Source organism: Pseudohalioglobus sediminis (genome assembly GCF_008370495.1).
Classification (GTDB): Bacteria; Pseudomonadota; Gammaproteobacteria; order Pseudomonadales; family Halieaceae; genus Halioglobus.
Map to the genome: position 1 here is coordinate 157,548 of NZ_VTUX01000006.1, position 25,014 is coordinate 182,561.

General features: G+C 60.6%; 26 protein-coding genes. 15 read left to right on the plus strand and 11 right to left on the minus strand.

All coding sequences use genetic code 11. The features are described from left to right. The first annotated feature begins 22 nt into the window (after positions 1–22). The 4 genes from F0M18_RS13400 (at position 23) to F0M18_RS13415 (ending at position 3,747) form a co-directional block, all read left to right on the plus strand. The gene (locus F0M18_RS13400; RefSeq protein ID WP_149611956.1) at positions 23–955 is read left to right on the plus strand and encodes a hypothetical protein; all 933 of its coding nucleotides are present in this window, start codon (positions 23–25) and stop codon (positions 953–955) included. Between the two features lie 22 nt (positions 956–977). Further along, positions 978–1,766 (plus strand): sulfotransferase family protein, encoded by a 789-nt coding sequence (locus tag F0M18_RS13405; RefSeq protein WP_149611957.1) that lies wholly within the window; start codon positions 978–980, stop codon positions 1,764–1,766. A gap of 66 nt (positions 1,767–1,832) precedes the next feature. Beyond that, positions 1,833–2,804 carry a fatty acid desaturase family protein gene (locus tag F0M18_RS13410; RefSeq protein ID WP_149611958.1) on the plus strand — a complete coding sequence of 324 codons (972 nt, stop codon included), beginning with the start codon at positions 1,833–1,835 and terminating at the stop codon, positions 2,802–2,804. Beyond that, on the plus strand, positions 2,797–3,747 hold the full coding sequence (locus tag F0M18_RS13415; RefSeq protein ID WP_149611959.1) for a class I SAM-dependent methyltransferase: 951 nt from the start codon (positions 2,797–2,799) through the stop codon (positions 3,745–3,747). The genes F0M18_RS13410 and F0M18_RS13415 overlap by 8 nt, the downstream gene beginning before the upstream one ends. Here F0M18_RS13415 and F0M18_RS13420 read toward each other — a convergent pair. From F0M18_RS13420 to F0M18_RS13430, 3 genes are read right to left on the minus strand one after another with little or no spacing between them, the layout of a single operon-like run. Next, positions 3,704–4,663 carry a fatty acid desaturase family protein gene (locus F0M18_RS13420; protein WP_188109715.1) on the minus strand — a complete coding sequence of 320 codons (960 nt, stop codon included), beginning with the start codon at positions 4,661–4,663 and terminating at the stop codon, positions 3,704–3,706. The genes F0M18_RS13415 and F0M18_RS13420 overlap by 44 nt on opposite strands. Beyond that, positions 4,660–5,652 carry a class I SAM-dependent methyltransferase gene (locus F0M18_RS13425; RefSeq protein WP_149611961.1) on the minus strand — a complete coding sequence of 331 codons (993 nt, stop codon included), beginning with the start codon at positions 5,650–5,652 and terminating at the stop codon, positions 4,660–4,662. Before F0M18_RS13425 ends, F0M18_RS13420 begins: the two co-directional genes overlap by 4 nt. Then, a complete protein-coding gene (locus tag F0M18_RS13430; protein WP_149611962.1) occupies positions 5,649–6,461 on the minus strand; it encodes a class I SAM-dependent methyltransferase in 813 nt (270 codons plus the stop codon). Before F0M18_RS13430 ends, F0M18_RS13425 begins: the two co-directional genes overlap by 4 nt. A 220-nt stretch (positions 6,462–6,681) precedes the next feature. Here F0M18_RS13430 and F0M18_RS13435 point away from each other — a divergent pair, with 220 nt between their 5' ends. The 6 genes from F0M18_RS13435 (at position 6,682) to F0M18_RS13460 (ending at position 14,925) form a co-directional block, all read left to right on the plus strand. Further along, positions 6,682–9,522 carry a hypothetical protein gene (locus F0M18_RS13435; protein ID WP_149611963.1) on the plus strand — a complete coding sequence of 947 codons (2,841 nt, stop codon included), beginning with the start codon at positions 6,682–6,684 and terminating at the stop codon, positions 9,520–9,522. Between the two features lie 106 nt (positions 9,523–9,628). Beyond that, positions 9,629–10,606 carry a glycosyltransferase family A protein gene (locus F0M18_RS13440; RefSeq protein WP_149611964.1) on the plus strand — a complete coding sequence of 326 codons (978 nt, stop codon included), beginning with the start codon at positions 9,629–9,631 and terminating at the stop codon, positions 10,604–10,606. Beyond that, entirely contained in the window at positions 10,603–11,469 is an 867-nt protein-coding gene (locus F0M18_RS13445) for a class I SAM-dependent methyltransferase (RefSeq protein WP_149611965.1), read from the plus strand. Before F0M18_RS13440 ends, F0M18_RS13445 begins: the two co-directional genes overlap by 4 nt. After that, on the plus strand, positions 11,466–12,455 hold the full coding sequence (locus F0M18_RS13450) for a glycosyltransferase family 2 protein (RefSeq protein ID WP_149611966.1): 990 nt from the start codon (positions 11,466–11,468) through the stop codon (positions 12,453–12,455). Before F0M18_RS13445 ends, F0M18_RS13450 begins: the two co-directional genes overlap by 4 nt. A gap of 3 nt (positions 12,456–12,458) precedes the next feature. Then, positions 12,459–13,367 (plus strand): glycosyltransferase family 2 protein, encoded by a 909-nt coding sequence (locus F0M18_RS13455; RefSeq protein ID WP_149611967.1) that lies wholly within the window; start codon positions 12,459–12,461, stop codon positions 13,365–13,367. Positions 13,368–13,371: 4 nt separating this feature from the next. Continuing rightward, entirely contained in the window at positions 13,372–14,925 is a 1,554-nt protein-coding gene (locus tag F0M18_RS13460) for a glycosyltransferase family 2 protein (protein WP_149611968.1), read from the plus strand. Positions 14,926–14,931: 6 nt separating this feature from the next. Here the strand turns inward: F0M18_RS13460 and F0M18_RS13465 are convergent, their stop codons facing one another. The 7 genes from F0M18_RS13465 to arsM all read right to left on the minus strand — a co-directional run bounded on the left by F0M18_RS13465 (position 14,932) and on the right by arsM (position 22,007). Then, complete coding sequence (locus F0M18_RS13465; RefSeq protein WP_149611969.1) at positions 14,932–15,831, minus strand: class I SAM-dependent methyltransferase; 900 nt, start codon at positions 15,829–15,831, stop codon at positions 14,932–14,934. Further along, positions 15,828–16,757: a UbiA family prenyltransferase gene (locus F0M18_RS13470; protein ID WP_149611970.1), complete on the minus strand. Its 930-nt coding sequence runs from the start codon at positions 16,755–16,757 to the stop codon at positions 15,828–15,830. Before F0M18_RS13470 ends, F0M18_RS13465 begins: the two co-directional genes overlap by 4 nt. A 42-nt stretch (positions 16,758–16,799) precedes the next feature. Further along, entirely contained in the window at positions 16,800–17,354 is a 555-nt protein-coding gene (locus tag F0M18_RS13475) for a haloacid dehalogenase-like hydrolase (RefSeq protein WP_149611971.1), read from the minus strand. A gap of 3 nt (positions 17,355–17,357) precedes the next feature. Continuing rightward, positions 17,358–18,392 (minus strand): glycosyltransferase family 2 protein, encoded by a 1,035-nt coding sequence (locus F0M18_RS13480; RefSeq protein ID WP_262500950.1) that lies wholly within the window; start codon positions 18,390–18,392, stop codon positions 17,358–17,360. Beyond that, positions 18,389–19,120 (minus strand): sulfotransferase, encoded by a 732-nt coding sequence (locus F0M18_RS13485; protein WP_149611972.1) that lies wholly within the window; start codon positions 19,118–19,120, stop codon positions 18,389–18,391. Before F0M18_RS13485 ends, F0M18_RS13480 begins: the two co-directional genes overlap by 4 nt. 275 nt (positions 19,121–19,395) lie before the next feature. Beyond that, entirely contained in the window at positions 19,396–21,006 is a 1,611-nt protein-coding gene (locus F0M18_RS13490; RefSeq protein ID WP_188109716.1) for an acetolactate synthase large subunit, read from the minus strand. A gap of 149 nt (positions 21,007–21,155) precedes the next feature. After that, entirely contained in the window at positions 21,156–22,007 is an 852-nt protein-coding gene (gene arsM / locus F0M18_RS13495; RefSeq protein ID WP_149611974.1) for an arsenite methyltransferase, read from the minus strand. A 157-nt stretch (positions 22,008–22,164) separates the two neighbouring features. Between arsM and F0M18_RS13500 the strand changes: the two genes are divergently transcribed. Further along, the gene (locus tag F0M18_RS13500) at positions 22,165–22,959 is read left to right on the plus strand and encodes an SDR family oxidoreductase (protein WP_149611975.1); all 795 of its coding nucleotides are present in this window, start codon (positions 22,165–22,167) and stop codon (positions 22,957–22,959) included. 15 nt (positions 22,960–22,974) lie between these two features. Beyond that, positions 22,975–23,196 carry a hypothetical protein gene (locus tag F0M18_RS13505; protein WP_149611976.1) on the plus strand — a complete coding sequence of 74 codons (222 nt, stop codon included), beginning with the start codon at positions 22,975–22,977 and terminating at the stop codon, positions 23,194–23,196. Between the two features lie 26 nt (positions 23,197–23,222). Here the strand turns inward: F0M18_RS13505 and F0M18_RS13510 are convergent, their stop codons facing one another. Then, on the minus strand, positions 23,223–23,657 hold the full coding sequence (locus F0M18_RS13510) for a c-type cytochrome (RefSeq protein WP_262500951.1): 435 nt from the start codon (positions 23,655–23,657) through the stop codon (positions 23,223–23,225). Between the two features lie 197 nt (positions 23,658–23,854). Here F0M18_RS13510 and F0M18_RS13515 point away from each other — a divergent pair, with 197 nt between their 5' ends. The 3 genes from F0M18_RS13515 to F0M18_RS13525 are packed head-to-tail and all read left to right on the plus strand — an operon-like array spanning position 23,855 to position 25,006. After that, on the plus strand, positions 23,855–24,172 hold the full coding sequence (locus F0M18_RS13515) for a hypothetical protein (RefSeq protein ID WP_149611977.1): 318 nt from the start codon (positions 23,855–23,857) through the stop codon (positions 24,170–24,172). A 30-nt stretch (positions 24,173–24,202) separates the two neighbouring features. After that, entirely contained in the window at positions 24,203–24,658 is a 456-nt protein-coding gene (locus tag F0M18_RS13520) for a DUF3429 domain-containing protein (RefSeq protein ID WP_188109717.1), read from the plus strand. 27 nt (positions 24,659–24,685) lie between these two features. Continuing rightward, positions 24,686–25,006 carry a DUF6482 family protein gene (locus F0M18_RS13525; protein WP_149611979.1) on the plus strand — a complete coding sequence of 107 codons (321 nt, stop codon included), beginning with the start codon at positions 24,686–24,688 and terminating at the stop codon, positions 25,004–25,006. The last annotated feature ends 8 nt before the right edge of the window (positions 25,007–25,014 follow it).

Here is a 25,014-nt window from a genome sequence, read left to right on the forward strand (position 1 = left end):
TCGACTGTAGCCCCAATCACGCATGCCAACACCCCTGATCCACATCGGCTTTTATAAAGCTGCATCAACATGGCTGCAAAAGCGCTACTTCTGTGAACAGTTCGGCTACCAGCGGGTGATGGATTCTCTGCGCCTGCAGGTGAACTACCTTGACCCGAAAGAACCCGGGTACCAGGCCAGCGCCAGTCGCGCGAGGCTGGCGGCACAGATGGAGCCGATCGTTCAGCGCGGCTTGTGCCCGGTGATTTCGTCAGAAGGCCTGTGTGGCGACCTGCTGCGTGGCGGCCATAACCAGCAACACAATGCCAGGCGCCTGCGTGACATCACCAAGGGCGACCCGCGCATCCTGCTGGTGGTACGGGAACAGCGCCAGCTGCTGCGCTCCGCGTACAAGACCCTGGTGTACTTTGGTGAAAGCCGCAATATCAGCCGCCTGCTGCAACCGCTTTCGGCATCGGAGAGCCCACGATTCCATCCCGGCTTCCTTTGCTTCGACCGACTCGTGGAACTCTACCAGGGCCTGTTTTCCGCTCCCGCGGTGCTGGTGCTTCCCTATGAAATGTTTCGTGACAATCCGCGAGCTTTCCTGCGACGCATCCGCGAACACGTCGGACTTGAGGCAGTGGCCGACACGCACTTCGATCCCCTGCCCTTCAAGCAAAAACTCAACGCCAGCGATAAACTCGGCTTCATCGAGGGCCAGCGCATGGCCAATCGCCTGGCAGGCAACACACGCAACGACTTCAGTGGCCGCAATGAACACAACGATTTCGCCAGGGTGATACGGCGGATCGCGTGGCACAAGCAGCACAACAGGTCACTGCCCGTGGACAACTGGCTGGAGCGGCGTTTCCATGCCAGGGTCGAGGCGTTGACCCAAGGTGTGTTTGCCGACAGCAACCGCAGACTGCAACAACTGACCGGTTTGGACCTTGCACCCTATGGTTACCAGTAGCACCGATTGAGGACGGACAGGCATGCACGAACAGGCTACATCACCGCTATTCGCCCTTGTCTGCGGCTTTGAAAAGTCGGGTACCACCCTGCTCAACGAGATCCTCAGGCGCCACCCCGGGGTCGATTCCGGCTTTGAATGCGGCTTCCTGCTCGGCCAGTCACCGCGGGATTTTCCCTCTATACAGCCCTACTGCACCTTCTTCCGCCAGAAATGGGGCGTCAGCAAGGACGACATACGCTATATCTGCGATACGGACGACTGGGATGAGTGCTATCGCCGCGTCCGCGAGCGCGCGGGCGTGATCGAGGACAAGCACAGCCTGCTGTTCGACAAGACACCGGCCTACATGAAAGTGCTGGACGCGGTGCTCGATCGCGCCACCGATATCCCCTGCGTCGTCTGCGTGCGCGACCCGCGCGCCCTTATGTGCTCATGGGCACATTGGTCCGGTCACAAGGAAGACGCCGAGCAATGGCTGCGTGAAAACTTTGCCAGTAATTGCGAGCGCTATCTCAGTTACGCGCACGGTTACTCCCGCGCCATGAAGGCGCACAGTTCGCGCATCCTGGTTAGCCAGTTCGAGCCACTGTGCCTGGCTCCCGAAGAAAAGCTGCAACAGGTATTCCGTTTCCTGGGCCTGGGCTTCGAGCCCGACTACCTGCAATTTTCCTCGGAGCACTTCGTCTATGGCAACACGGTATCCACCGACTACCTCTTCCCCTACCGGCACATGCTTTCCGATTCACTGTGCCGGGATATCCTTGAGGCCACACGGGATTACGCCGCTTGGCACTTCCACGGTGAGTGAGGCACCCGAGTGTTGCCGGGAAATCAAATGGGGTATGATCACGCAGCCGTAACTGCCGCATAATCCATGACAACCGCTTCCGCCACCACAACCAGACCGCTAAGCGCCTACCTCAGCAATGATGAGATCCGGTCGCTACAGGCTTTCTCACCTGCGCGAGTGTGGATCGACACCCTCTTCACCTGGGCCCTGGTGCTCGCCTGCCTGGCGGCCTGCGCCACCTGGAATAACCCGGTGCTGTGGGTACTCAGCTTCGTGGTCATCGCCTCGCGCCAGCTCGCACTTACCCACCTTGTTCACGACGCCAGCCACTATCGGCTGTTTGCCTCGCGCCAGTTCAACGACCTGTTCAGCGATATCCTGCTGGCAGGGCCGGTAGGCATCTCCACCGCCAGTTATCGCGCCCAGCACCTGCCGCACCATCGCTACCTGGGCGACAGGACCCGCGACTCAGACCAGCGCAGCTGGTACGCCATCAAGGGCGGCCTGTTCTGGAAACGCACCCTGCTCACGCTTGCCGGCTGGGAAGCACTGGTGACATTTGGCTCCTATGCGCGCGCCGACGGCGGCGGCGAAAACAGCGGCTTGCTGTGGCGACTGTGCTGCGCCGCCCTGGGCAATGGCCTGCTACTGCTGTACTGCTGGTGGCTGGGGCAACCGGCGCTCTACCTGGTGATGTGGTTCCTGCCGCTGCTTACCCTTACCATGCTGCTGCAGAACTACCGGGTTATCGCCGAGCACCAGCCGGAGAGCTATGCAGCGCGGGGCATCGATCGCGCACCCGAATCCTTTACGCCGGCACTGACGCGGACACTGCAACCCGGGCCAATGGGCCGGTTTTTACTGGGACCAATGAATTTCTATTATCATCACGAGCATCACCTGATGCCCTCTGTGCCGTATCACCAGTTACCGCGAATGCATCGTTTGCTGCAGGATCGCGGCTATTTCCGCGATCACAGCGAGGTACTGGGCAGCGGCTACGCACAGACCCTGTACAAGCTGGTTCGTCCGCAACGGAGCACCACGAATGGCTGATACGCAAGCCGCCAGCTGCCAGGCCTGTGGCGCACCACTGACACAGGTCAGCCTCGCACACCCGGTCGACTATGAGTACGGCGTGGAACCCAGCGAAGACTACCGTTACCTGCGCTGCGGCCGCTGCGCCTCCGAGTGGCTTGACCCACGCCCGACTGACGCCCAGTTACCCGCCTTCTACCCTGACAACTACCACGCGCACAATGACGACCACGGGCTGGTTGCCGGGACACTGGTGCGCCTGCGCGGCTGGCTGCGCGGTCGGAAATACCGCGCCTTGCTGCCCGATCGCAAACAGGGTGCACTGTTCGACGTGGGCGCGGGCGACTGTCGACACTTTGATGAGTTGCAGCGTTACGCTGACTGGGAATTTGCCGGCATCGAGATACAGGAACCGGTCGCGGAGATGGCGCGCCAACGTGGCTACGACATCGAAACCGGCGTGCTGGAAAACATGGATATGACACGTCACCGGGGCAGGTATGACGTGGTTTCGATGAATCACGTGCTGGAACACGTGCGTGAGCCCGGCGAGGTACTGGCGCGCTGCTACGCGCTGTTAAAACCCGGTGGCTACCTTATCGGCCAGCAACCCACCAACAGCACCTGGGAAACCGTGTTCGGCGATGCCTGGGCGGGTTACCACTACCCACGCCACCTGCAGGTATTCTCACGCAACGGCCTGCGCACACTGATGCAGGAAAAGGGCTTCACCGATATTTCAATCACCGCCGCGCCGCATTGCCAGACAGCAATCTCAATGCAGAACGCGGCCCTCGCCAGGGGCTGGTCGCTAAAGCTGGATCATGGCCGCTCCAGCATCTACGGCCTGCTGCTGTTGTTGAGCCTGCCCGCCGAGTTTCTTGCCTGGATAGCCGGCAAATCCGGCACCATTGATTTTATCGGGCGCCGCCCTCAGCAGAGCTCAGCCGTAGCTGGCTGAGCAGCTGCCCCAGGCGCTCGGTATAGGACGGCACCAGGACCACTCCCGGCAGGGCGTCCCGTTCACGCAGGTAATGATGCAGCCGCTCCAGGTGGCAGGCCGGAACCCCGCCGTAGAGATGGTGCTCGGCATGGAAATTGAAATTGGCCGCCCCAAGCAGGTAACGCTGCCAGGCGCTACAGGGGAAACTCATCAAGCGCTGCGGCGGCTCAGCGGGATCAGCGTGCTCCAGCATCGCCCTGGTGGCGCTGAAGCCGGCCAGCAGCGTAAAGATAGCGACAAACCACAGTGAGTAGGCCCACCAGTGCCCGGTCCCCCACCACCACAGGCACACCAGCACCAACTGCGATACCATCACCGGCAACCAGTCGCGCAGCGTTGACCACAGCATTGCCCCGGGCGCACCCTCTCCACCGCTTGCATCTTTTTTGGCTTGCTTACCGGAGCCACGCAGTACCCTGCCCACCGCGGGCAGTACGGCACCACCGGTATAGGCACCGATCAGCCAGCGCAGCAGGCCACGCGGTGTGTCGCGGCCAAACAGGCTGAAATCGTAGTTTTCCCGCTCGTAATCCTGCTCCTGCTCAAAATAACGATGGTGGGTCATGTGATTGCGACGCATCGCCTCGTTGGGCAGGCCGAGCGGTCCGTGCAAAAGGTAACGGGACACGAACTCATTCACGCGCTGGCTGGAAAACAGGTTCCGGTGCAAGCCGTGGTGACCGAGCACGGAAAGGTGGTACTGCATATGACCAACCACTACAAAGGCCAGCAGCCAGACCAGCGGGTTGTCGCTGAGACCGCACAGCCAGATCGCCGCGCCGATGGTGAGCCAGCAGCGCAATAACTGCCGCCAGGCCCAGGCGTCGTCCACCTGCTTGAATTCAGCGGGCAGGTCGGCGAAGCGGATAGTCATCGCGCCGCGCCCCCTGGTTTGGTGAATACAAAGTCGATATTGCCGGTACTGGAAAACACCTGCTGTACCAGGGTCAGGGGGATTGCTGCCAGGGTGAGGTAGGGGTACAGCCTGCTGCTGGATGGCATGAAGTTGTTGCCACGGCGCAGTGCCCACCATTTCTCCAGGCTATTGGCCCAACCGGTCGCGCTGGAAAGTGAGTTGCTGATACTGTGCACCTCGAGACCGGCGGCCTCGGCGTGGCGGCGCAGCGTATCCGGCGTGTATAGCACCAGGTGACGGGGTACATGCCACTGCGACCAGTACTGGCCAAACAGCTTGCAGTCCCAGGCGTCTATGTTGGGAGTCTGCCCGTAGATTGCCCCACCCGGTTCCAGCACTTCAGCCAGCTTGCGCAGCGCCCCCACCGGGTCCGGGAGGTGCTCGATCACATGGAACAGGTGAATGACACCCACGGAATTTGCGGCCACGTGCTGCTGCAGTGTGTCCTCGTCACAGAGATAGCCCTCCAGGCCCAGCTCATGCACCGCTTCGATAGAGCGGGGATTGACCTCAGTGCCGATCAAACGCCAGTCCACGCCGCCACGCCGCAGCAGTTCCAGCCAGATACCGGCACCGCAGCCGTAATCCAGCAGCACCCGGTTATCGCCCGGGAACAGCTGCGCCAGCGTGCGGATCTTGCCCCGGGTTACCGCCAGCGCCAGGTGCTTGAAGATAAAGCCGCGCTCGTCGTAGCTCTGGTAGCAGTGATATTCGTTGTTATAAAAGTAGTCCAGCTCCTGCTGGCAGATACGCCTGCGCAGGTAAACCGTGCCACATTGCGTGCAGCTGACATACTGGAAGCGCATGTCCCGGTAGGGCTGTTCTGCCTCGCCGTAGATATCGGTATCCGGCATGACCGGCGTGGCAGGGACACTAGCATCACTACCGCAAAGCAGGCAGTCCACCTCTTCAAAATACTGGTCGATTTTGCGCGCGGCGCTACTCATGACGCAGCCTCGCTGCCGTCCAGCTGACGGGGCTGGTCACACTTGCGCCAACGGCAGGCAACCAGGGGGGCGGTGCGCTTGCCCATTAACGGGCTGAACAGCCGCTCCAGGAAAAATGCCGCCGGCGCGTAGTACTTCTTGGCCCACAGGGGAATGCGCAACACCATGGACTGCGCTACCAGGAAATAAGCCACGCTGCCAAGGTAATGGGTTTTCTCGCAAACAAAGCGCCCGTGAAACTGTTCACTCATTGCCTCAACATCCACCGACTCCTCATTCTCGGCGAAAATATCACGATCGAAGCGGTACCACAGATTCCTGGCACCATCGTAGAGGGAGCCGCGGTGAGGCTCGGAAAAACAGAAATACCCGCCCGGCTTGAGAATACGGTACAACTCTTCCAGCGCGTCGTTCAGCCGCGGGTGCAGATGATGCAAACCGGCCTGCACGATAACCATATCGAAGGATGCGTCTTCCAGCTGCGAGTCGAATATGGAGGCGCGGATACCCCGGCACCCCGGCCAACGCGCCTCGAACGACGCCACGGCACTGTCGGACACATCCAGACCGGTCACCCGGGCGCCGCGTTCGAGGAGGTAAGCCGTGGTCGGACCACTGCCACACATGGCCTCGAGCACGTGTTTGCCGGAAAAATCCAGGCCCTCGAACATCGGCTCGAAAATGAACCGGCGCCGGTAGAGCTGGCTGGTGGGGTCGTCGTAATGCGCCTCATACTTATCCAGCAGGCGATTGAAATACTCCCGCTGAATGTCCTCAGCAGAGGGTTTTACTGTCGTTTCCGGTTTCATAGCGTGTAAAATCGATAGTTATGTAGAGACGCATCCGGACCTCGCCTGCCGTTCGCTCAAAAGCAAGTGGGACGTATGTGCGAAAGCGCCATTCTAGTCGCATGCCAGCCGCTTTGTATAGCGTATGCCGCGCCAGCGTCGGTGCGCAGCAGCACCGACATGCCACAGCTATACCGGGAATGAGCAAGGGCGCGCACAATAACAGGGAAGACAGGGATTCATGAATACACCGGGCACGCCGACCGCGGCCGTCTGCCACGCCGCGCCCGGCAGCAGATTTACGCTTGTCCTGATAGGGATTGCCGTACTCCTCCTCGGCGGACTGCTGGGCGCCGTGCTACAGGAAGGCGCTGCTTTCGACAGTTTTGCCGGCCGTACCATCGGCATCAGCCTGCTGTCCGATGTCGATCCGCACTATCGCATCGGTATTTTCCTGCTGCTCTCTGCATTGGCCATCCTCGCCAGCTTCGCGTTGTTTACCCTTAGCGGTTTCCGCCCCGCCTGGCAGCCCAAGCTGCCGGGCTCCCTGCCCGGCGTGGTGCTGGTGAGCTGTTTGGTGGCCAATGGCCTGGCCGCCATGACACACCCCGATCAGGCGCTGTTCCTGGCCGGCGCGGCGCATACCGCTTTCATACTGGCAATGTGGTGGTGGCATGGGCGCTATTGCCGCCGCGACAAATGCATCGCCGAAGACCAGGTCGAACCCGGGACCGAGCAGTTTCTGCTGCAATTCTGCTGTGCCTGGCAGGTTGCCACGCTCATTCTCTGGCTGGGGGGGCTGCAACCGGGGCTGCTGCACTATGCGCTGACCATTGCCTGTTACCTGCTGTTGCTCCGTTTCGCGCCCACCGCATCAATCGGGCGCTGGCAGGTCGCACTGCGCGGACTGCTGCTGACAGCCCCGGTGCTGCTGATCGCAGCTATCGAGTGGAACTATTTCCGTGGTGGAGAGAGCGCAACCGCAGCCGGCGTGCTGCTGCGTTTGCTGGCGCTTGCAGCCCTGGCTCTCGCCACCCTGGCTATAGTGAATCCCGGACTCCGACGCCTGGCCTGGCTCGGGTGCCTCGGCGTACTGATGAGCACCTTCATAATCAACCAGTACGACAACACCATTGCCTACCGGGCCTACGACATGTTCCACCTGGCGGAGAAAATCCTGCCTTTACAACAATGGGACCTGTTCCGCTCCATACCCTACCTCGACTACCACCCGGGTCACGGCGTCTTCGACATGTTGCCCCATGGCGCTTACCACGCGCTGAACAACGGCGACCCGCTGGAATCGCTTATCTGGGGCAACGGCTACTTTATCGGCTGGACGGTGCAAACCCTGTATATCGCGCTACTGTTCGTGCTGCTGGCGCGGCACCTGGGCACGATGACAGCTTTCGGACTGCTCTGGCTGCTACCTGTGTTTCACCTGTTCGAGCCCTACAACACCCTGCTGTTACTGCCGCTGTTCAACCTGATGCAGATCGCCCGAACGGGTAAACCGCTGCCCTGGTGGCTACTGCAATGGATCATTACCCTGGGGCTGGTGTTCTGGCGCACCGATTTTGGCCTGATCGTGGCGGCGGGCAACCTGATCAGCGCCGCCGCGCTATCCTGGCACAGCAGGGGATGGCAAGCGCTGGCTGCCTGTGTTGGCAGTGCGCTGGCAGTGCTTGTGGTCACGGTATTGGTAGTGCTGGCCACGGACCCGGAGTTGATTGCAGAAAGACTGCTGCGCTGGCGCGATCTCATGGGCATACAACTGCTGGCGGCATCCTATGACCACTTCTACAAGGAGTGGACCTACATGGCCTGGGGGCAGTACATCGTGCTGCCTGCCCTGGGTGCCCTCGCCGGTGGCTACGCCCTGGCCCAGGTGTATCTGCGTCGCGCCAGCACTGATCTGGCGGTCCATCTGGCGATCATATTTGGCACCGCCATCGGTTTCGCGCTGTCTATCCGCCTGTTCCAGCGCCACTCTCTGGTGGAGGGCGTGATCAAGACCAACTTCTTCGTGCTCATGCCGGTGCTGGCCCTGGCCACCTTCGAAGTCTGTCGGCGCTGGAAAAGCCTGTTCGCGATAGCACTGGTGGCGCTTATCTTCATTACCATCCCGAAAACCGAAACCTACAGGGCGAACGCACCGTGGAGCCCGAGGCACTCCTATCCAGTGAGCACGCAACCCGGGGAATTCCCTCCCCTGGTGCAGGCGGGTCAGCGCCTGCAGAACAATGTCAGCCAGTATGACAGCTTCATCGATTTCAGTGCGCGCTACCTGAATGAAGGGGACGCATTTTACGATTTCTCCAACGCGCCGATGCTTTATGTACTCGCCGGGATCCGCTTGCCCAACTATGTCTATGAGACCGTGTGGCACACCTCAGAAACGGTGCAGGAAACGACCCTGGCAGAGCTCGAGGCGCTGCGCGCCGACAATCGCCTGCCATTCGTGGTGTTCCGCCAGAACAAGCCGCGCTGGGATGCCCTCGACGGTGTCGACAATGCCCTGCGCTCCTATCGCATGGCCGAGTACCTGTACCAGCACTTCCGCCCTTGCGTGCGCATCGGCCGCTTTGATATCTGGACCGACAAGCGCCGCTCCTGCGAACAGAGTATCGCCCGGCAGATTCCGCCACAATCGGTCGCCGGCCAGGACATGCAGATGCTCAAGCGCGACTACCTGCAACAGGATATCGCCTTTGGTCACCTCGCCTACATCTGGGCCAACTACGACGAACACCCGGAATCCCTGGTAGCAAGCGAGCCCCTGCCAACCAGCGCACAGCCCTCGGGGGCTCTTGTGCTGCGTGCACCGGGCTCGGGTTTCTGCCGGCGCGGTAGCTGTTACCTGGAACTGGACCTGGAAGCGACGCAGCCGGGGGAGGCGGTGTTGCGTATCGGCAGTCGCAGGCAGGCGAGTTTTGCCGTGCGCCCCGGCACGCACCGCTACGTGTTGCGCATCAGTGCCCTGTGGCGCTGGCACCAGGGCGTGGGCGGCAAGCAATTGCGGCTGCGCGCACCGGATGGAGCCAGTTTGCAGCAGGCGCGACTGCTGGCGCCGGCGACGTGATCCTGCTTCTGGTCACGCCCACGGGCCGGCGCTATACTGCCGCACTCGCATACAATAAGTATCACCTGGCTACCTCGTGGCCCGGCCTCCCGCATCCCGAGACACCGTGACTGACCCGAACCCGCCAGAGTTGTCCATCGTTGTTATCGCGCACAATATGCGACAGCAGGCGATGAATACGCTGTACAGCCTCAGTGCCCGGTACCAGCGGGATATCGCCGCGTCACGCTACGAGGTTATCGTGGTGGAGAACGATTCGGCGGATATGCTCGACGAGGCCGAGGTGCTGGCCCTTGGTGACAATTTCATCTATCAGCGCAGGCAGGAAACCGGCACGTCACCCGCCGCAGCCATCAATGCCGGGCTGGCACTTTGCCGCGCTCCGCGCCTGGGGCTGATGATCGACGGCGCGCGCATGCTGAGCCCGCGAGCGCTGCAGCTGGCAGTGGAAGCACTGGCGGATAAAGATGCCCTTGTCGTGGTGCCGGCCTATTACCTGACTGAACAGGGCCGCGACGGCGGCGACCCCGAGGCAGTACTACAGCACGAACGACAGTTACTGGAACAACTGGACTGGCGTAAAAACGGCTATCGGCTTTTTCAGCATGCCTGTTTCAGTAACGGCAACCGCCATGGCTACCTGGACCCGATCATGGAGTGCACCGCGCTGTTCATGCAGGCACAGCGCCTGCGCACCGCAGGCGGGGCGGACGAGCGCTTCAACCTGCGTGGTGGCGGCGCCCTGAACCTGCACCTGTACCGCAAACTGGCCACCGAAATCGAGGGCGAGATTTATATCCTCCCAGGTGAAGGCAATTTCCACCAGTTTCACGGCGGCACCAGCACCACACCCGGTGACGAGAGAGACCGGCTGGTGCGCGCATTCAAGACCCAGCTCGATGAATTCTGGCCCGGCGGCTTCAAGGCGGTCAGCCGGGAACCGTTGCTGTATGGCCCTGTGACGCAGCATGCACTACCATTCCTGCAACGCTCGGCCCAGAGTGCCGAGATCCGTATGAAGCGGTTTGCCGAGCGCGGTGAATCACCCTGGCCTGACGACAAGGATAAACAAGACAAGACATGATCAGATTGTGGGGGCGTTTGATAAAGCCCGTTTTCGAAGCGGCCGAGGCTCGCAATGTACTGGAAATCGGTGCTGAATATGGCCTCAGTACACGTGTGCTGATGAATTACATCAATGCTGTTGATGGTCACCTGCATTGTATCGACCCTTCACCTTTGTTCGAGGCCGATGACTTCCGCAGGGAGTACGGTGAACGACTGACGTTTTACGGCGACCTGAGCCTGAACGTAATCGGCCAGCTGCCGCAGCTGGACGTGGCCATGGTGGACGGTGACCACAACTGGTACACGGTATTCAACGAACTCAAGGCGCTGGAAGACCTGCACGGTGGTGACCCGATGCGGCAGCCCATCATTTTTGCCCATGACATCGGCTGGCCCTACGGGCGCCGCGACCTCTACTATGATCCCACCACAATCCCCGAGGCTTTCCTGCAGCCCCATGAACGCAAAGGCATGCTGCCCAACAAGGCTCACCTGGTGGATGAGGGGGGCATGAACCTGGAATTGTGCAACGCCGTCGACGAAGGCGGCCCGAAGAACGGTGTGCTTACCGGCGTGGAAGACTATATCGCCCAATCCGCCCTCGATTTTCGTTTCCTGAACCTGCCCTTCTACTACGGCCTGGGTATCCTGGTCACCGAACAACGCCTGGCTGCAAATCCGGCGCTGGCGGCACAGATCAGCACCCTGGAGCAGCAGCTGCAGGGCGAGGAGCTGATCCGTCTGGCCGAACACCTGCGCATCGTCGAGGGTGTGGTGCTGCAGACGCTGCAACGCAAGCTGGAAGCCAGCGAGCAGCGTGTGGCAGAGCTGGAAGCGCAGCTCGGAGAGACCCCGCAGGGCGGAGCCCGGCAGCCGTGAAACTGTCGGTTGTCGTCGTTGCCTACGACATGCAGCGTGAAATACCCCGCACCCTGCAAAGCCTCACCCGTGACTACCAGACAGACTGCGCCGATCTGGAGTACGAGGTTCTGGTGATGGACAACGGCTCACCGCAGCCCATGGATGCGGGTGCAATAACAGCTTTCGGCGACAATTTTCACTACCACTACCTGCCCAGTCCACCACCCTCTCCCGCGATGGCAATGAATCACGGTGCCAGACTCGCACGCGGAGACATACTGTGCTTCATGATCGATGGCGCCCACCTGCTGACACCGGGTGTATTCAAGCATGCCCTGGCATCGTTTCGCGCCTTTGGCGATGCGATTGTGTTGACCCGCTATTTCTTCCTCGGGCCCGGTGACCAGAATGACACCATCGCCGATGGTTACTGCCGGGAGGAAGAGGATCGCCTGCTGCAAAGCATTGACTGGCCACAACAGGGCTACCGCCTGTTCGAGATTGGCACGCCGCTGCAGGGCGACGTGCCAAAGATCACCTGGTTCAATAAAATGACGGAGAGCAATTGCCTGTTCATGCTCAAGTCCACGTTTGCAGACATCGGTGGTGCCGATGAGCGCTTCGACCTGCCCGGAGGCGGCTTCGTCAACCTGGACCTGTACAAGCGTGCCGCTGACCACCCCGGCACAGAACCGGTACTGTTGATCGGTGAAGGCAGCTTTCACCAGTTGCATGGCGGCACCACAACCAACGTCGCCCCCGAGGAGCGGGACCGGGAAGTGGCCCGCTACAAGGCCCAGTACCGCGAAATCCACGGGCAGGACCTGGTGCTCAGCGACAAACCCGTGCATTTCCTTGGCCACCTGCCGACACTGCATTCCAAGATACACATGCGCAACAACGCGCGCAGCCACACGCCACCGACGCCGGAGTTACTGGAGTCGGTGCGCCAGACCAGCCCGGTGGCATCCGCCAATGCGGCCAAAGCAACAGGTGAATCCTAGGCCGTGAGTGTGCGCCTGTCAGTCATACTCGTGGTGTACAATATGTGCCGTGAAGCGCCGCGTTCGGTGCAGTCCTGCCTGGCACCGTACCAGCGCGACATGAACAATGACGACTACGAAGTCATCGTCGTCGAGAACGGTTCGAGCGAGGCACTGGACGGCGCGGCCATCGAGGCGCTCGGGCCCAACGTGCGCTACATCTACCTCGAAGACGCACCGCCCTCCCCCGCTCGCGCAATCAACATGGCTGCACAAGCCGCCCGCGGCGAGGTACTGGCGGTAATGATCGATGGCGCGCATATGCTGTCACCTGGCGTACTGCGCTTCGGCCTGCGCTGTTTTGACAGCTTCGCCAATCCCGTCGTCGTGACCCTGCCGTTTTTCCTCGGCCCGGGACCGCAGATGGAGACGGTGGCCAACGGCTATGACGAGGTCGCCGAGGATGCGCTGCTGGAGCAGATAAACTGGCCGCAAGACGGCTACCGCCTGTTCGAGATCAGCACACCCTACCGCATAGAGCCAAACGGCTACCGGCCACCCCTGCTGTGGCTGGTACGCCAGTTTGAAAGCAATTGCCTGTTCATGCGCAGGGACGCATTCCACCAGGTAGGCGGCTGCGATGAGCGCTTTGACCTTCCCGGCGGTGGCATCCTGTTGCCCGACCTGTATCGACAGCTGGGACGCTTGGAAGACTCGAGCCTGGTGCAGTTGATGGGAGAGGCCAGTTTCCACCAGGTCCATGGCGGCACCAGCACCAATGTCACCGTGGCCGAACAGAAGCAGAAGTGGCAGTCCTACCTGCGCCAGTACGAGGCGGTGCGTGGCGAGCCCTACGCGGTATGCAAAAAGCCGCTGCATTACTTTGGACACATGCCGAATGAACACGCCCGGCAGTTGATGATTACCGGCTGAAGCAATGAGCGAAGCCGCGGCGAACTGGCACGTCAGCCAGGCCAGCTATGAAAGCTGGCTGCGGGAAGTCGAGGCACCCATGCGCAAGCGCATGCAGAGCATTGACGGGCCGCTGATCTCAATAGTGCTCACTACCTACAACACACCGCAGCACTGGCTGTGCCAGGCTGTTGATTCCGTGTGCCGACAACGCTACCAGAACTGGGAGCTGTGCATCGTGGATGACGGCTCGACCGAAACTGCGGTCTGGGGCACGCTGGTCGAATACCGGCAGCGCGATGCCCGCATCAAGGTGAAACGCGCGACTACCAACAGCGGCATCGCGACGGCAGGCAATAGCGCAATTGCCATGGCCACCGGTGACTACGTCGCTTTTATGGACCACGATGACTGCCTACCCGACCACGCCTTGCTCTGTGTTGCGCACGAACTGGCGCAACATGCCGGAGCGCGCCTGCTGTACACCGATGCTGATCATCTCGATATAAATGGGCAGCGCTGCCGACCCTACTTCAAGCCCGCCTGGAATCACGAGTTGCTGCTCGGGCAGAACTACCTTAACCATCTCACCGTCATCGCCACACCCCTGTTGCAGGAACTGGGCGGCCTGCGCCAGGGTTATGATGGCAGCCAGGACTATGACCTGTTACTGCGCGCGGTGGAATTGCTGCAGGCTGACCAGATCAGGCATATACCCGCCGTGCTGTACCACTGGCGTGAAGTGCCCGACTCTGTCTCACGCAGCGACCTCGCCAGCGCCGCTGCCGCTGCCCGGCGCGCGGTGCAGGAACACCTGCAACGCATTGGCTCACCGGCCAGCGTACATCCCGCCAGGGGCGCATTGATCTATAACCGGGTGGACTGGCCCCTGCCACAGCCACGCCCCAGCATCGCGGTGCTGCGGCAATACGAGCCTGCCACCGCGCCAGAACAGGTCAGGCACAAGACAGCAACCCACGACGGCATCACCGTCATCGAGTGCCCACGCCCGGCAACGCTGCCGCAACTGCTGGCGCAACTCGACGCCTGTGACCTGCAACGTTGCGACATGCTGTGCAGCGTACCACCAGGTTCGCAACCCCGGGGCAGCGAATGGCTGATGTCCCTCGCAGCCATCGCCGGCAGGCGCGAAGTGGGCTGTGTGGGTACGGCACTGGATCACGGCGGTGAGCCAGGTCCACCCCCGGTGGTTTCCGGAGAACTGGGTTGTGAAACCTACTGGGGCGGAGGCAGGGCCTACTTCGCCGCGGCCCGCCTTGACCGGGAAGTATTACTGCTTGAGCAGCAAGCGCCGTTGTTGCTGCGCCAGGAGCACTTGCGCGCGCTGGCGGCCGCGGCAGATGCGTCGCTCGAGTCATACCCGGTGCACATGGCACTGGCGCTGGGCTGCCAGCGCATGGGACTGCGCAATATCTGGACACCCGGGATACTGGCAACGGTGCCAGCGGGCGCACCACCCGATGACTTCGCAGTGTCGGCACCCGAAGTGCAATCCGACGACGACCCGAACTATAACCCCAACCTCGCCTTCTGCCGGCAGCGGCCGGAAACAGCCTGAATGACGCTACACCCGGGGTTGCTCACCATGGTGGCGACAGACCAGCATCAGTGAGTCAAAGAGATTCAGCGGCACGGTGAAACGGTCAAGAAACCGTGGCGGACGCACACGCATGAAAGCGGGCAGGTACTGCATGACCCTTGAAAACAGGTAGCTCGCCGGGAAGTACCAGCCCGGGCGAGACACGGCAACCACTTCCAGCCCCGCCTCCTGTACTGCATGAGTAAGCGTCTTGCGATTGAAGTAGCTGATATGTGCAATACGGTAATGCCACCAGCGTTTGCCGAGCAGGCGCGCACACAGCGAGTCAACATCCGGTGAGATCACCACGCAGACACCATCCGGCGCCAGGTTTGCCGCCGCCTGCCGCAACAGATGCAACGGTTGCTCTACGTGTTCTATCACATCCACCAGTGCCACCACGTCAAAGCGCGAGGGGAACTGCTGGTCGTCCAGCGTGCCGGGGAGCACAGGTATATCGTGCGCCCTCGCCTGCTCGACCAGTTGCTTGCTGGGCTCGACGCCAACGGCGGAATACCCGCGCGCCAGTGCTGCCTGCACCATGATGCCACTGCCGGCTCCCACATCCAGCAATGCCCCTGCGGACTTGAACTTGCTCACCGATGCCAGCAGCTTGTGCGCCTGCAAGGCACGTTCTTCCCGGGTAGCCTCGTACTCTGGGTCATTCATCTGCTGGTACATGCCCAGCACATCACCCATGCCGGGACAGAACAGGAAGCCGCAGTGATTGCACTGGTAGATATCACCGGTCATACCGTAACCGGCATCGGTGATGCGGAAATCATCCGGCTTCAAGCTCTCCGCATTGACACCACGGCGCTTGAGCGACGCACCGCCGCAGGCGCATATCCAGCACGTTGGCCCGGCAGGTTCGATGGCGTTCACGACGGCAGATCCAGTGTCACCAGCAGTATCTCCAGGGTGGGAATATCTACCAGCGAAAGCAGTACGATCAACAACACCAGAAATATCGAGTAGGTGAAAAACCCCCGCTCACGATAGAGCTTCTCCGGCGTCTGTGCGACAGGCTCCTCCTTGAACGCGAGCGCCAGGTAGTAGACGAATAGCAGGGCAATAAACGGGAAAGAAAGAATATATTCCACCCGGTACTTGATCAGGAAGATACCCAACAGGAAGGTACAGGTCAGTGCGTAGGCAAACGCCGATAACAACAGGCTGTTTTCAGTGTAGGTAAGAAACGAGGAACGGTACAACGCCGCCTGCTTCGGGTCATCGATGTGCCGGTATTCCGCATAGCGCTTCACCGCCATCAGGAAGGCACCGCCCATCCAGTAGGAAATAATGATCGATGACGGAGGCAGCATGGCGGTGAGCACAGCACTCCAACCGAGCAGCAAACGAATAGGGTTGTTTATCGATTCCGTCAGTACGTCCAGGTAGGCTATTTCCTTGGTGCGCAGGGGCGGCACGTTGTAGCAAAGCCCCATGAAGATAAAGAACAACGACAGATAAAAATAAACCCTGCCTATCTGGTAGGCCAGCACTAGGCCAACGACAGCCAACAGCAGCCATTGCGTCCAGGCGCCTGTTCGGGTGATGAGCCCCGATACCGAGGGACGGTTCTTCTTCTGTGGATGATGCCGGTCGAAATCGGCATCCAGCCATTCATTGATCGTGTAATTCGCGGAGGCCAGCAGACTGGCGGAGATGAACGCCAGTACGATATGCAGCGCCACCGTACCGGTAACACCATGTGGATAGAAGTACAGGCCCAGGGCGATACCGGGCAGCATAAAGATATTCTTGAACCAGTGATCAGGTCGGGCGATGGCGATGTAGTTACGCAGCATGGAGGACAATTGAGGGTACCGATTCAGAGTGGCCGGATAGTATCACAGGCCTTCTACATTGAGTTTGAGGCGGCGCAGCCGGGATTCCAGCCCGGCATCGGCATTTACCAGGAAGCCTCTTTGCGCACATTGCCACACCGGAATATCCGCGTGCGAGTTGCCGACGTAGTCAAAGCCCGTAAGACCATAGCGGGCCACCAATGCCTCGGCTTTCGCCGGGCCCTTCATGTTGCACGGCCCCTCCGATGCCAGCACACTATCGAACAGCCCGAGATATTCGGCGACCAGGGCCGCCGGCAGGCGGTGGCTTCCCGTTGCCAGCACGACTTCACGACCGTGCTGCCGGGCCGCCCGAACCAACTGCAATACGCGCTGGTTGTAACTGAGTCGAGCGGGGTCCACCACTGCTGCAAGGGCGGCGCGTTTCTTGAATTCCACCCGCCCCCCGGCCAGGCCGAGCAAGACAGTCGGCAGGCGCGTGGGGCTCTTACGCAGGATATCCACCAGGGCAAGACGCAACATGTCCTCGCGAATCAGGGTTCCGTCGAGATCAACGACCAGCGGCTCGTTCGGGCCGCCCCGGACCGGCGCAGGCAAGGGTTAACCCTGTGCGCTCAACCTGGTCGCTGCGGGTGCGGAGGCATTACCCTCCTGGCTGGCCAGCGCCCGCGCTGAGGAATACTCGATGAAGCGCATCACCTGCACCGGGCACTCGCCAAGATATACAGGATTCCCCCGGGGACTCTCATAGGGGTAACCGCGAATCTGGATATACTGGGCCTTCATTTTCTCTATCAGGGCGTCGCGAATCTGTCCGGCCTCGCCACCTGTTGTCACACCGCCATGAAACTGGTGGAACGTGCCTTCACCAAGCAACATGACATGCTCTACGCCCGGGAACTCGCAGGCGCGTTTATACAGGTCCAGGTTCACCAGGCCGCCGCCGCGCAGGTCGAACCGGGTATCCAGGCCGCCCAGCGTGGCCCACAGGTCTCGCGGTATGCTGATGCAGTTACTCTCACTATTGGGCAGGAAGAAGCCCGGGACGCAGGACCCGCTAAAGCAGGCAATTTCAAACAGGCGATAGCCTTCCATTGGCCAGGCGATCGAATCGATCAGTGCCTGATCCTGCTCCACGCCGTAGCCCTGCTCCACAGCTGTCTGCTGCAACTGGTTACCAATGTGGTAGCCCGGTACGGTAACTACCGAACGCTCGTGCAGGCGGTGGCCTCGCAGAATATTCTTGACCACACCGGGGGTTACCAGGCGGGCGCCATCAATCATGACACAGACATAGCGCCCCCGGCTTATACCCACCCCATGATTAACCGCGTGCACCGGCGTTGACTCGCGCTCGGCTCGCAGGTGATAGCTGAAGTTGGCAGGCAGGCGCTCGACAAAATCTCGCGACAGGTTGTTGGCCGATTCGTTCTCTACCACGATCACTTCATAGTCGGACTCGCTCACTCCCTCCTGGTACTGGGGGCTCAGGGAAAGCAAGGTGCGCTCTGCCTGCACCTGCATGTCATACACGATCACAACAAGGCTCAGCGCGGGGGGTAAATCCTCTGTCGCCGCAGTAGGTACATCGCCATTGATGATGCGTTTCAGGTGATTCAGCATATTGGACTTCATTCGGCAAGGCGCCTCAGTTTGCGATACAGCCTGCGATACTGCCAGGGCAGCGTGATCTCATCCGAGGCGGGTGAGGATTTCAGTTCGCCGTCGTAGAAGTCGCCCTGCCAGGCCGACGAGGCAAACCCCAGTTGCGACAACACGGCGCGCAGCTTCTCCCTGAACAGTCCTTCGCTCTCGTCAAAACACAACAGCGGGAAAGTCTGCTGACGGTAAAAACGCAGCAAGCGTCGATTGTACTGATACCAGAGCGCCAGGCCCTGTTCATGCGGCATCCCGCTGCGATTGTGCAGCGACTGCGCCACGGCGACAGGGTGGCGAAAGATGCCGACAAACTGCATATGCGGCAACAATTCTCTCCAGCCCTCCAGCACCAGCAGGGTGCGCGGATCCTTGAAACCAAAGGGCGACTGATCTGCGTAACCGGCAAACAGTTCCAGCACCTCGCGGCGCTGCGCTTCAGGCCAGCGCAGGTCAGACCCGGGGGGGTTATCCCAGGCACAATCCGCAGCCGCCAGCACGGCGTCATTGATATCCACGATCTGCTGGTTTTCGCGGTTACCCTTCAGGTTGTGCGGGTTCCATGTATGGCACTCGCCCAGCGACAAACCCGCCTCCTGCAGTGAGCCGGTAAGACAGCTGGTGCCGGAGCGGTGCATGCCCAGGACACACAGGATGCGCTGGGGACAGGATGGGGCTGGGTCAGGTGTCAGGCTGGCTTCATTCACGCGGCGGTAACTCTGCCCCTCTGGATCAGGGGGAAATTATTATAGTTTCACAGGAATACATGCCGAGTATATAGACTGAGACTACCCGTTGCCAGCCGCGGGAAAACATAGCAAGCGGGCCGACGGCGGCCTCAATCGGGCCAAACGGACGTAACCCGCTGGCCATCGAGCAACGGAAAGCTGTTCACCCGGACAGGGTGTAGGCAACGACCCGCAATGGACCAGATTGCGAGCGCGGTGAGGCCGCGCCCGCTGTGTTTACCTACGTCCTGTCCCTAGCCGCCCTGCCGCTGCGCCATGATCAGGTCAACCACGGGTTGCAGGTCCTGGGCTATCGTCGCCTCGATCAGCCGGGGGCCCTTGACTGCCATGGCCTGCTCAAACTCAGCGTGGAATGCCTCTGCCGTATTCACCGCCACCGCAGCCACGCCCATGCCCTCGGCCATTTTCACCCAGTCAATGCTGGGCCTGTCCAGCTCCAGCATCGACAGCATCTTGGCAGTGGGTTCGTCCTCGCGCACCCGTGCCAGTTCGACGTTCAATACGGCGTAGGCGTCATTCTTGAGGATCACAATGGTCACATCGCATTGTTCGCGGGCAATAGTCCACAAAGCCTGGTTGGTATACATGCCGCTGCCGTCCGCCTGCAGGGCTATCACTTTACGCTCCGGTGCGGCGATGGCGGCACCCAGTGCTACCGGCAGGCCATTGCCTATCGCCGCCCCCGGAATGGCGTAGAGGTACTCATGCGCCCTGGCTGCCCCGGTCTGCGCATACAGATCCAGGCCGGCCGTCGCCGCCTCGTCCACCATGATGGCGCCTTCCGGCATAAAGGCACTGACGCTCTGGCCGATCGCTGCGGATGTCAGTTCACCGCTGGGCACCTCCGGCTCAATTCGCTCGGTACGCGCCACCGCGCCATCACCGGCGCCCACGGCAGTAGCGAGCTGCTCGAGTGCGTCGACAACGTCCTGCTCAGCGGTGACATAAGTCACCTGGTCGCAGCTGTCCGGCAACTTGGACATAGCTGAGTTCTGGTACGCGAAGGTCGAAACCGGCGGCAGTGCACCCACCAGGATGATCTGCTCATACTCCGCGAAAAAGAACTGGGCCATCTCCAGGAAATACGGCACCAGTTGTACGGGGACGCGTCTTTCTCCGCGGGCAAGGCGCGCGGGAAATGTCTCGCTGAGCAACTGTACGCCAGTACTCGCCGCGATCCTGCCGGCAATTTCCAGGCCCTGCTCCCGCAGTGCGCCGGCACCGAGTATCAAACCGGTCTTGCGGCCATTGGCCAACAAACCGGCGATCTGCTCAACCGTGCTCGGGGCAACCTTTGGCGTTTCGATCGGGGAGATATCTACGGGCGCGTCCGGAGCGGGATCCCAGTGACAGTCCGTGGGGGCAATCAGGGTGCTGATCCTGCCCGCGCCCACCATCGCATTGCGCACCGCCTCGACGCCCAGTGCGCCCATTTCTGCGGCGGATTTCGCTTCCCGGGTCCAGTGAGAAACCGCCCTGGCCAGCTCAGTGATCTTGCCGCCAATGAGTTCGTGGTCAGGGAAATTGGGCTGGTGATAGGTGGCATTGGCACCCACGATATTGACCAGCGGCGTATTCGCGCGTCCGGCGTTGTGCAGGTTGGCGATACCATTGGCAAAGCCCGAGCCCACATGCAACAGCGTAAACGCCGGCTTGCCGGCCATGCGCGCATAACCGTCGGCAGCCCCTGTTACCACGTTCTCCTGCAGGCAGAGTACGGGACGGACAGCGTCCGACTTGCCCATCTCAAACACCAGCTGCATTTCCGAGGTACCGGGGTTGGCAAAACAGGTGTCCAGACCGGCGCGAGTGAGCGCATTAAACAGGGATTGGGCTCCATTCATGGGTATTCTCCAACGTTTCAGTATCAGATCAGTATAGACGATCGCGGACACGCAGAATGTCATCAACTTGGCAGTTCGCTGCAGCGATCCATGGCCGGCCCTGGCCGGCGCAGGCCACCGACGGTAACCGGGCGCTGCAGCCGGGCTTGTTATGGTTTTATGGCGAAGATCCTCACGCTGGCCGCGTACTCGTTCACATCAATGCTGTCGAGCAACTGGGTCATGGTCTGGTGGAACTCCACCGTCTCGGCGCCTTCATCGCCGGCTGAGTCGCAGCAACTGGGCTCGGGGCCGCAACAGGCCGCATTGCCACCTTCCTTGTAAACATTGAGATCAGCGCCAGTGTCCTGGATCACAACGTCGGCAAAACCGGCACGCTCCAGGGCGGAGCGGTTCTCCTCGATGGTCAGCGCCCCGCCTACACAGCCATTCCACGCTGCCACCTCGTTACGATATTCGGGCGGCAGGGCCTGTTTAAGAGCAATATCCGATATCGCCAGCCGCCCACCTGGCTTGAGAATACGATGTACTTCCGCAAGTGCTGCATCCTTGTCAGCACAGAGGTTGAGCACGCAGTTGGATATCACGCATTCCACCGAAGCCGTTGCAATCGGCATCGACTCAATCTCAGCCTGCTCAAAGCGAACATTGCTGTAATCGCCCTTCTTCGCATTGGCACGCGCCAGCGCAATCATCTCTGCGGTCATGTCCACGCCGATAGCCAGTCCGTCCGGCCCCACCTCTTTCGCCGCCAGGAAAACATCCAGCCCACCCCCCGAGCCCAGATCCACAACGGTTTCGCCCGGTCGCAGGGAGGCAATAGCGATGGGGTTGCCACAGGAGAGACCCATATTGGCCTCGTCGGGAATGCCGGCAAGGGCTTCAGCTGAATAGCCGAAAGCCTCGGCAATGCCGCGAATACCTGCCTGGTGTGAACCGAGCCCTTCTCGAGCCACACCGCCGTAACCCTGCTGTACCGCGCGCTTGATTGATTCTGACATAACGCCAACCTCTGCTGTTCGAAGCCCTGAGCCTACGCCAGGCTTGTGCACAGTACAAACGCCTGCTGGTCACCCCCGGTTTGCCACGTCATCCGTGCACCGGGCCACGCCGTACCAATTGCATCTGAAAACATAAGCGGCCTGCCAGCGTCACCCTATGGAAAGCGAAAACTCGCCATCATCTATTCGCTCAACCGAATCACCCGTTGACAATGGTTTCCTGCAACTTGCGGGCTTCAACGCGGTTATAGTCGGCAATGGTGCCATCGGCGGGGCCCTGCTCGCGGCGCTGCTGCGACGGCCGGGTTTGCAGCGAGCCTTCATTCTGGGCCGCACGCAGAAACACGACAGCAATGATCCGCGCGTCACTCATGTGTACCTTGATGCCGAAGCTCCGGAGTCCGTCACTGCAGCCGCAATCGCCGTCGCTGACGAGGTCGAGCGCCTGCACTGTGTCATCAACACGGTGGGCATGCTGCACAGCGAGGACTGCCAGCCCGAGAAGCGCCTGCGTGATATCACCGCAGGCCAGCTGCAACGTTCATTCACTATCAATGCGGTTTTACTGCCGCTGCTGGCCCAGGGCTTCAGTAGCTTGCTGAGACACGATGAACCAGCGGTACTGGCCTCACTGTCAGCGCGTGTAGGCAGCATCGCAGACAACAAACTGGGGGGCTGGTACAGCTATCGCGCGACAAAAGCCGCACAAAACATGTTATTGCGCACCCTGTCTCGGGAATGGGGTGTCAGTCATCGCAACGTCAGCGTGGTGGCGCTGCATCCCGGTACCGTCGAGTCACCTCTATCGGAGCCGTTCATCTCTCGAGGTTATCGCAATCGCGTGCTGACGCCGGAGGAAAGCGCCGCGGCATTGCTCAAGGTGCTTGCTGATGTGCGCCCGGGTACTACTGGCGCATTTTATGACTGGCAGGGCGAGCCGATCCCGTGGTGAAGGCATGAAGCAGAAATGACCTCACGTGACGAAAAAATTCGTGAATTACTCGGGGAGCAGGAGGAGGCCAGTGATACCAGCCTGCGCGGGAATGCGCTGCGCAGGGCCACTCAGGACAAGGTTCCCACCACCCTTACGCCACACGAGTGGGAACAATGGTACGCCCAGCACGGTGTCCCTGCGAATCATCGGCCGACCAGGGAAAACCAGAAGAAACGCTGGTGGCGCTGGTGGTAGCGAAGACCACCGGCGCCCTGCCGTAGTTACAGTGTTTCGATGAAAGCAGCCAGGTTGTCGATGTCAGTATCTGAGAGCTGCGCGGCCTGCGACCACATGAGATTACTCTGGCTACCGATGGTCTCACCGTTCTTATAGCGCAGCAGTTTGTCCGCAATATCGGCCGCACTTTGGCCTGCCAGCTGCGGGCCTAAACCGCCCTCACCGCCGGCGCCGTGACAGGCGACACAGCCCACATACGCTGCCTTGCCCAGTTCTTCCGGCGACGCTTCGGCTCTGGCCGCTGCCTGGGCTTGCGCGAGCTGCAGCACCCCGCCGGTTTCCGCCTTCCAGGCATCGTAACAGTCGCCGGTGCAGCCGTGTACGCCAGCTTGCTGGTGGGGGTTGTTCTGCATTGCCAGGATCGGTAGGCCGAACGCGAACAGGCCAAAAAGCATGAGAGTAATGGTGACGGGTTTCACTGTAGGTATCTCCTTTTGAGTCTACTGTCTCTACGCAGTTTCTCGCCAGGTAGTTCATAAACACGGCTTTTGCAGGTCACAGCAACGCAGGTCTTTGTTTGCAGGGGATCTCTTAACGGGCGGGAAGCAAATGACTAACGTGAACCGCGGACGCTCAACTGTCGTAGCAATTATGAACACGCAATGGAGTCAGCACGATGAAAGAAGCAATCAACAGCAGCTGGAAGGCTGTAATGGACAACCGCCACAACCCCCTGCGCCATCTGGACCTGGCCTCGCAGCATTACCTGATGCAAGTGCTGGGATGGATGTGGAGCATGGTATTCAGTCTTTCTTTCCTGTCCATTTACCAGTTCGGCTACGTCTGGATGGCGCACCTGTTGGTGTTCGGCGGGGCTGCCATGACTGTGGCCGTGTTTCGTAACGCTGAGAGCAGGCAGGCTGAACGCCTGCAGCCGGTGCGTGAGTTGAGCAGTGCATCACGCTGCGTCTGGCAGCTCGACCGCGAAGCCTGATAGTTGCACCAACTCACCCGCGCCCGGCTCGTGTCAGGAACCCTCGTCCAATCTCCATCCGTTCCTGCCACCGCAACCTGGCTGGGCCGCGCCGGGTTGGCTCCCTTCCTTGCGCTTCCGGCTGGAATGCTTGTTGATTCAGCGCGCCTCACGTTGTGGTCAAACCTGCTGTCTGCCTACGCCTTCGGCATACTGACTTTTCTCCTCGGAGCCTGGTGGGGAATAGCTTTACTGAAGCGATACACCTCGGTACTGGTGCTGAGTAACGTATTGTTTTTGCTGTTATTATCGGCCTTTGTACTGATGCCAGCCGGCTCATTTTTTCTCGCTGCGGCAACATGCTTTTTCGTTGTACTGTGGACTGAGAGACGGCATGCACTGTTCGCCCCGCAACCTGATTACTATGCCAGACTGCGCCTACAGCTCAGCTCTGTTGCCAGTGCCGCACTTATCATCGCGGCCATGCTCAGCTGGAACTGGCGCTAACGCACGACCCTTGGAGGTGACCTGACTATGAAAATCACGTTTGCTGAATTCACCCGGCTGGAACAGCCTGTGCCCGTCGTCATTCACTCGCTGGAACAGGCGCTTTACCAGGTCACCATTACCATCGACGACAGCACTTACCTGCTTGCGGAAAACAACGGGAAAACCTTCCGCTGTCACAGCCTGCAACGCGCGCGTGAAGCCCTGCAGACCATGCCGGTAGCCTCCATCGTGCTGCGCCAGCTGTCCGCTTACGACGAAATGATTGGTCAACCTGTGAGAGACCAGGGCAACACCCTGGAAATTCCACTTTCTCTCGAGCTGTACCCGCCACAGGTGGTGCATTGAATACTCCT

Excerpts from the sequence above, each read along its gene's own strand:
- F0M18_RS13400 (WP_149611956.1), top strand. The coding sequence starts at position 23 with ATGCCAACACCCCTGATCCACATCGGCTTTTATAAAGCTGCATCAACA.
- F0M18_RS13405 (WP_149611957.1), top strand. The coding sequence starts at position 978 with ATGCACGAACAGGCTACATCACCGCTATTCGCCCTTGTCTGCGGCTTT.
- F0M18_RS13410 (WP_149611958.1), top strand. The coding sequence starts at position 1,833 with ATGACAACCGCTTCCGCCACCACAACCAGACCGCTAAGCGCCTACCTC.
- F0M18_RS13415 (WP_149611959.1), top strand. The coding sequence starts at position 2,797 with ATGGCTGATACGCAAGCCGCCAGCTGCCAGGCCTGTGGCGCACCACTG.
- F0M18_RS13420 (WP_188109715.1), bottom strand. The coding sequence starts at position 4,663 with ATGACTATCCGCTTCGCCGACCTGCCCGCTGAATTCAAGCAGGTGGAC.
- F0M18_RS13425 (WP_149611961.1), bottom strand. The coding sequence starts at position 5,652 with ATGAGTAGCGCCGCGCGCAAAATCGACCAGTATTTTGAAGAGGTGGAC.
- F0M18_RS13430 (WP_149611962.1), bottom strand. The coding sequence starts at position 6,461 with ATGAAACCGGAAACGACAGTAAAACCCTCTGCTGAGGACATTCAGCGG.
- F0M18_RS13435 (WP_149611963.1), top strand. The coding sequence starts at position 6,682 with ATGAATACACCGGGCACGCCGACCGCGGCCGTCTGCCACGCCGCGCCC.
- F0M18_RS13445 (WP_149611965.1), top strand. The coding sequence starts at position 10,603 with ATGATCAGATTGTGGGGGCGTTTGATAAAGCCCGTTTTCGAAGCGGCC.
- F0M18_RS13460 (WP_149611968.1), top strand. The coding sequence starts at position 13,372 with ATGAGCGAAGCCGCGGCGAACTGGCACGTCAGCCAGGCCAGCTATGAA.
- F0M18_RS13470 (WP_149611970.1), bottom strand. The coding sequence starts at position 16,757 with ATGCTGCGTAACTACATCGCCATCGCCCGACCTGATCACTGGTTCAAG.
- F0M18_RS13480 (WP_262500950.1), bottom strand. The coding sequence starts at position 18,392 with ATGAAGTCCAATATGCTGAATCACCTGAAACGCATCATCAATGGCGAT.
- F0M18_RS13490 (WP_188109716.1), bottom strand. The coding sequence starts at position 21,006 with ATGAATGGAGCCCAATCCCTGTTTAATGCGCTCACTCGCGCCGGTCTG.
- arsM (WP_149611974.1), bottom strand. The coding sequence starts at position 22,007 with ATGTCAGAATCAATCAAGCGCGCGGTACAGCAGGGTTACGGCGGTGTG.
- F0M18_RS13500 (WP_149611975.1), top strand. The coding sequence starts at position 22,165 with ATGGAAAGCGAAAACTCGCCATCATCTATTCGCTCAACCGAATCACCC.
- F0M18_RS13505 (WP_149611976.1), top strand. The coding sequence starts at position 22,975 with ATGACCTCACGTGACGAAAAAATTCGTGAATTACTCGGGGAGCAGGAG.
- F0M18_RS13515 (WP_149611977.1), top strand. The coding sequence starts at position 23,855 with ATGAAAGAAGCAATCAACAGCAGCTGGAAGGCTGTAATGGACAACCGC.
- F0M18_RS13525 (WP_149611979.1), top strand. The coding sequence starts at position 24,686 with ATGAAAATCACGTTTGCTGAATTCACCCGGCTGGAACAGCCTGTGCCC.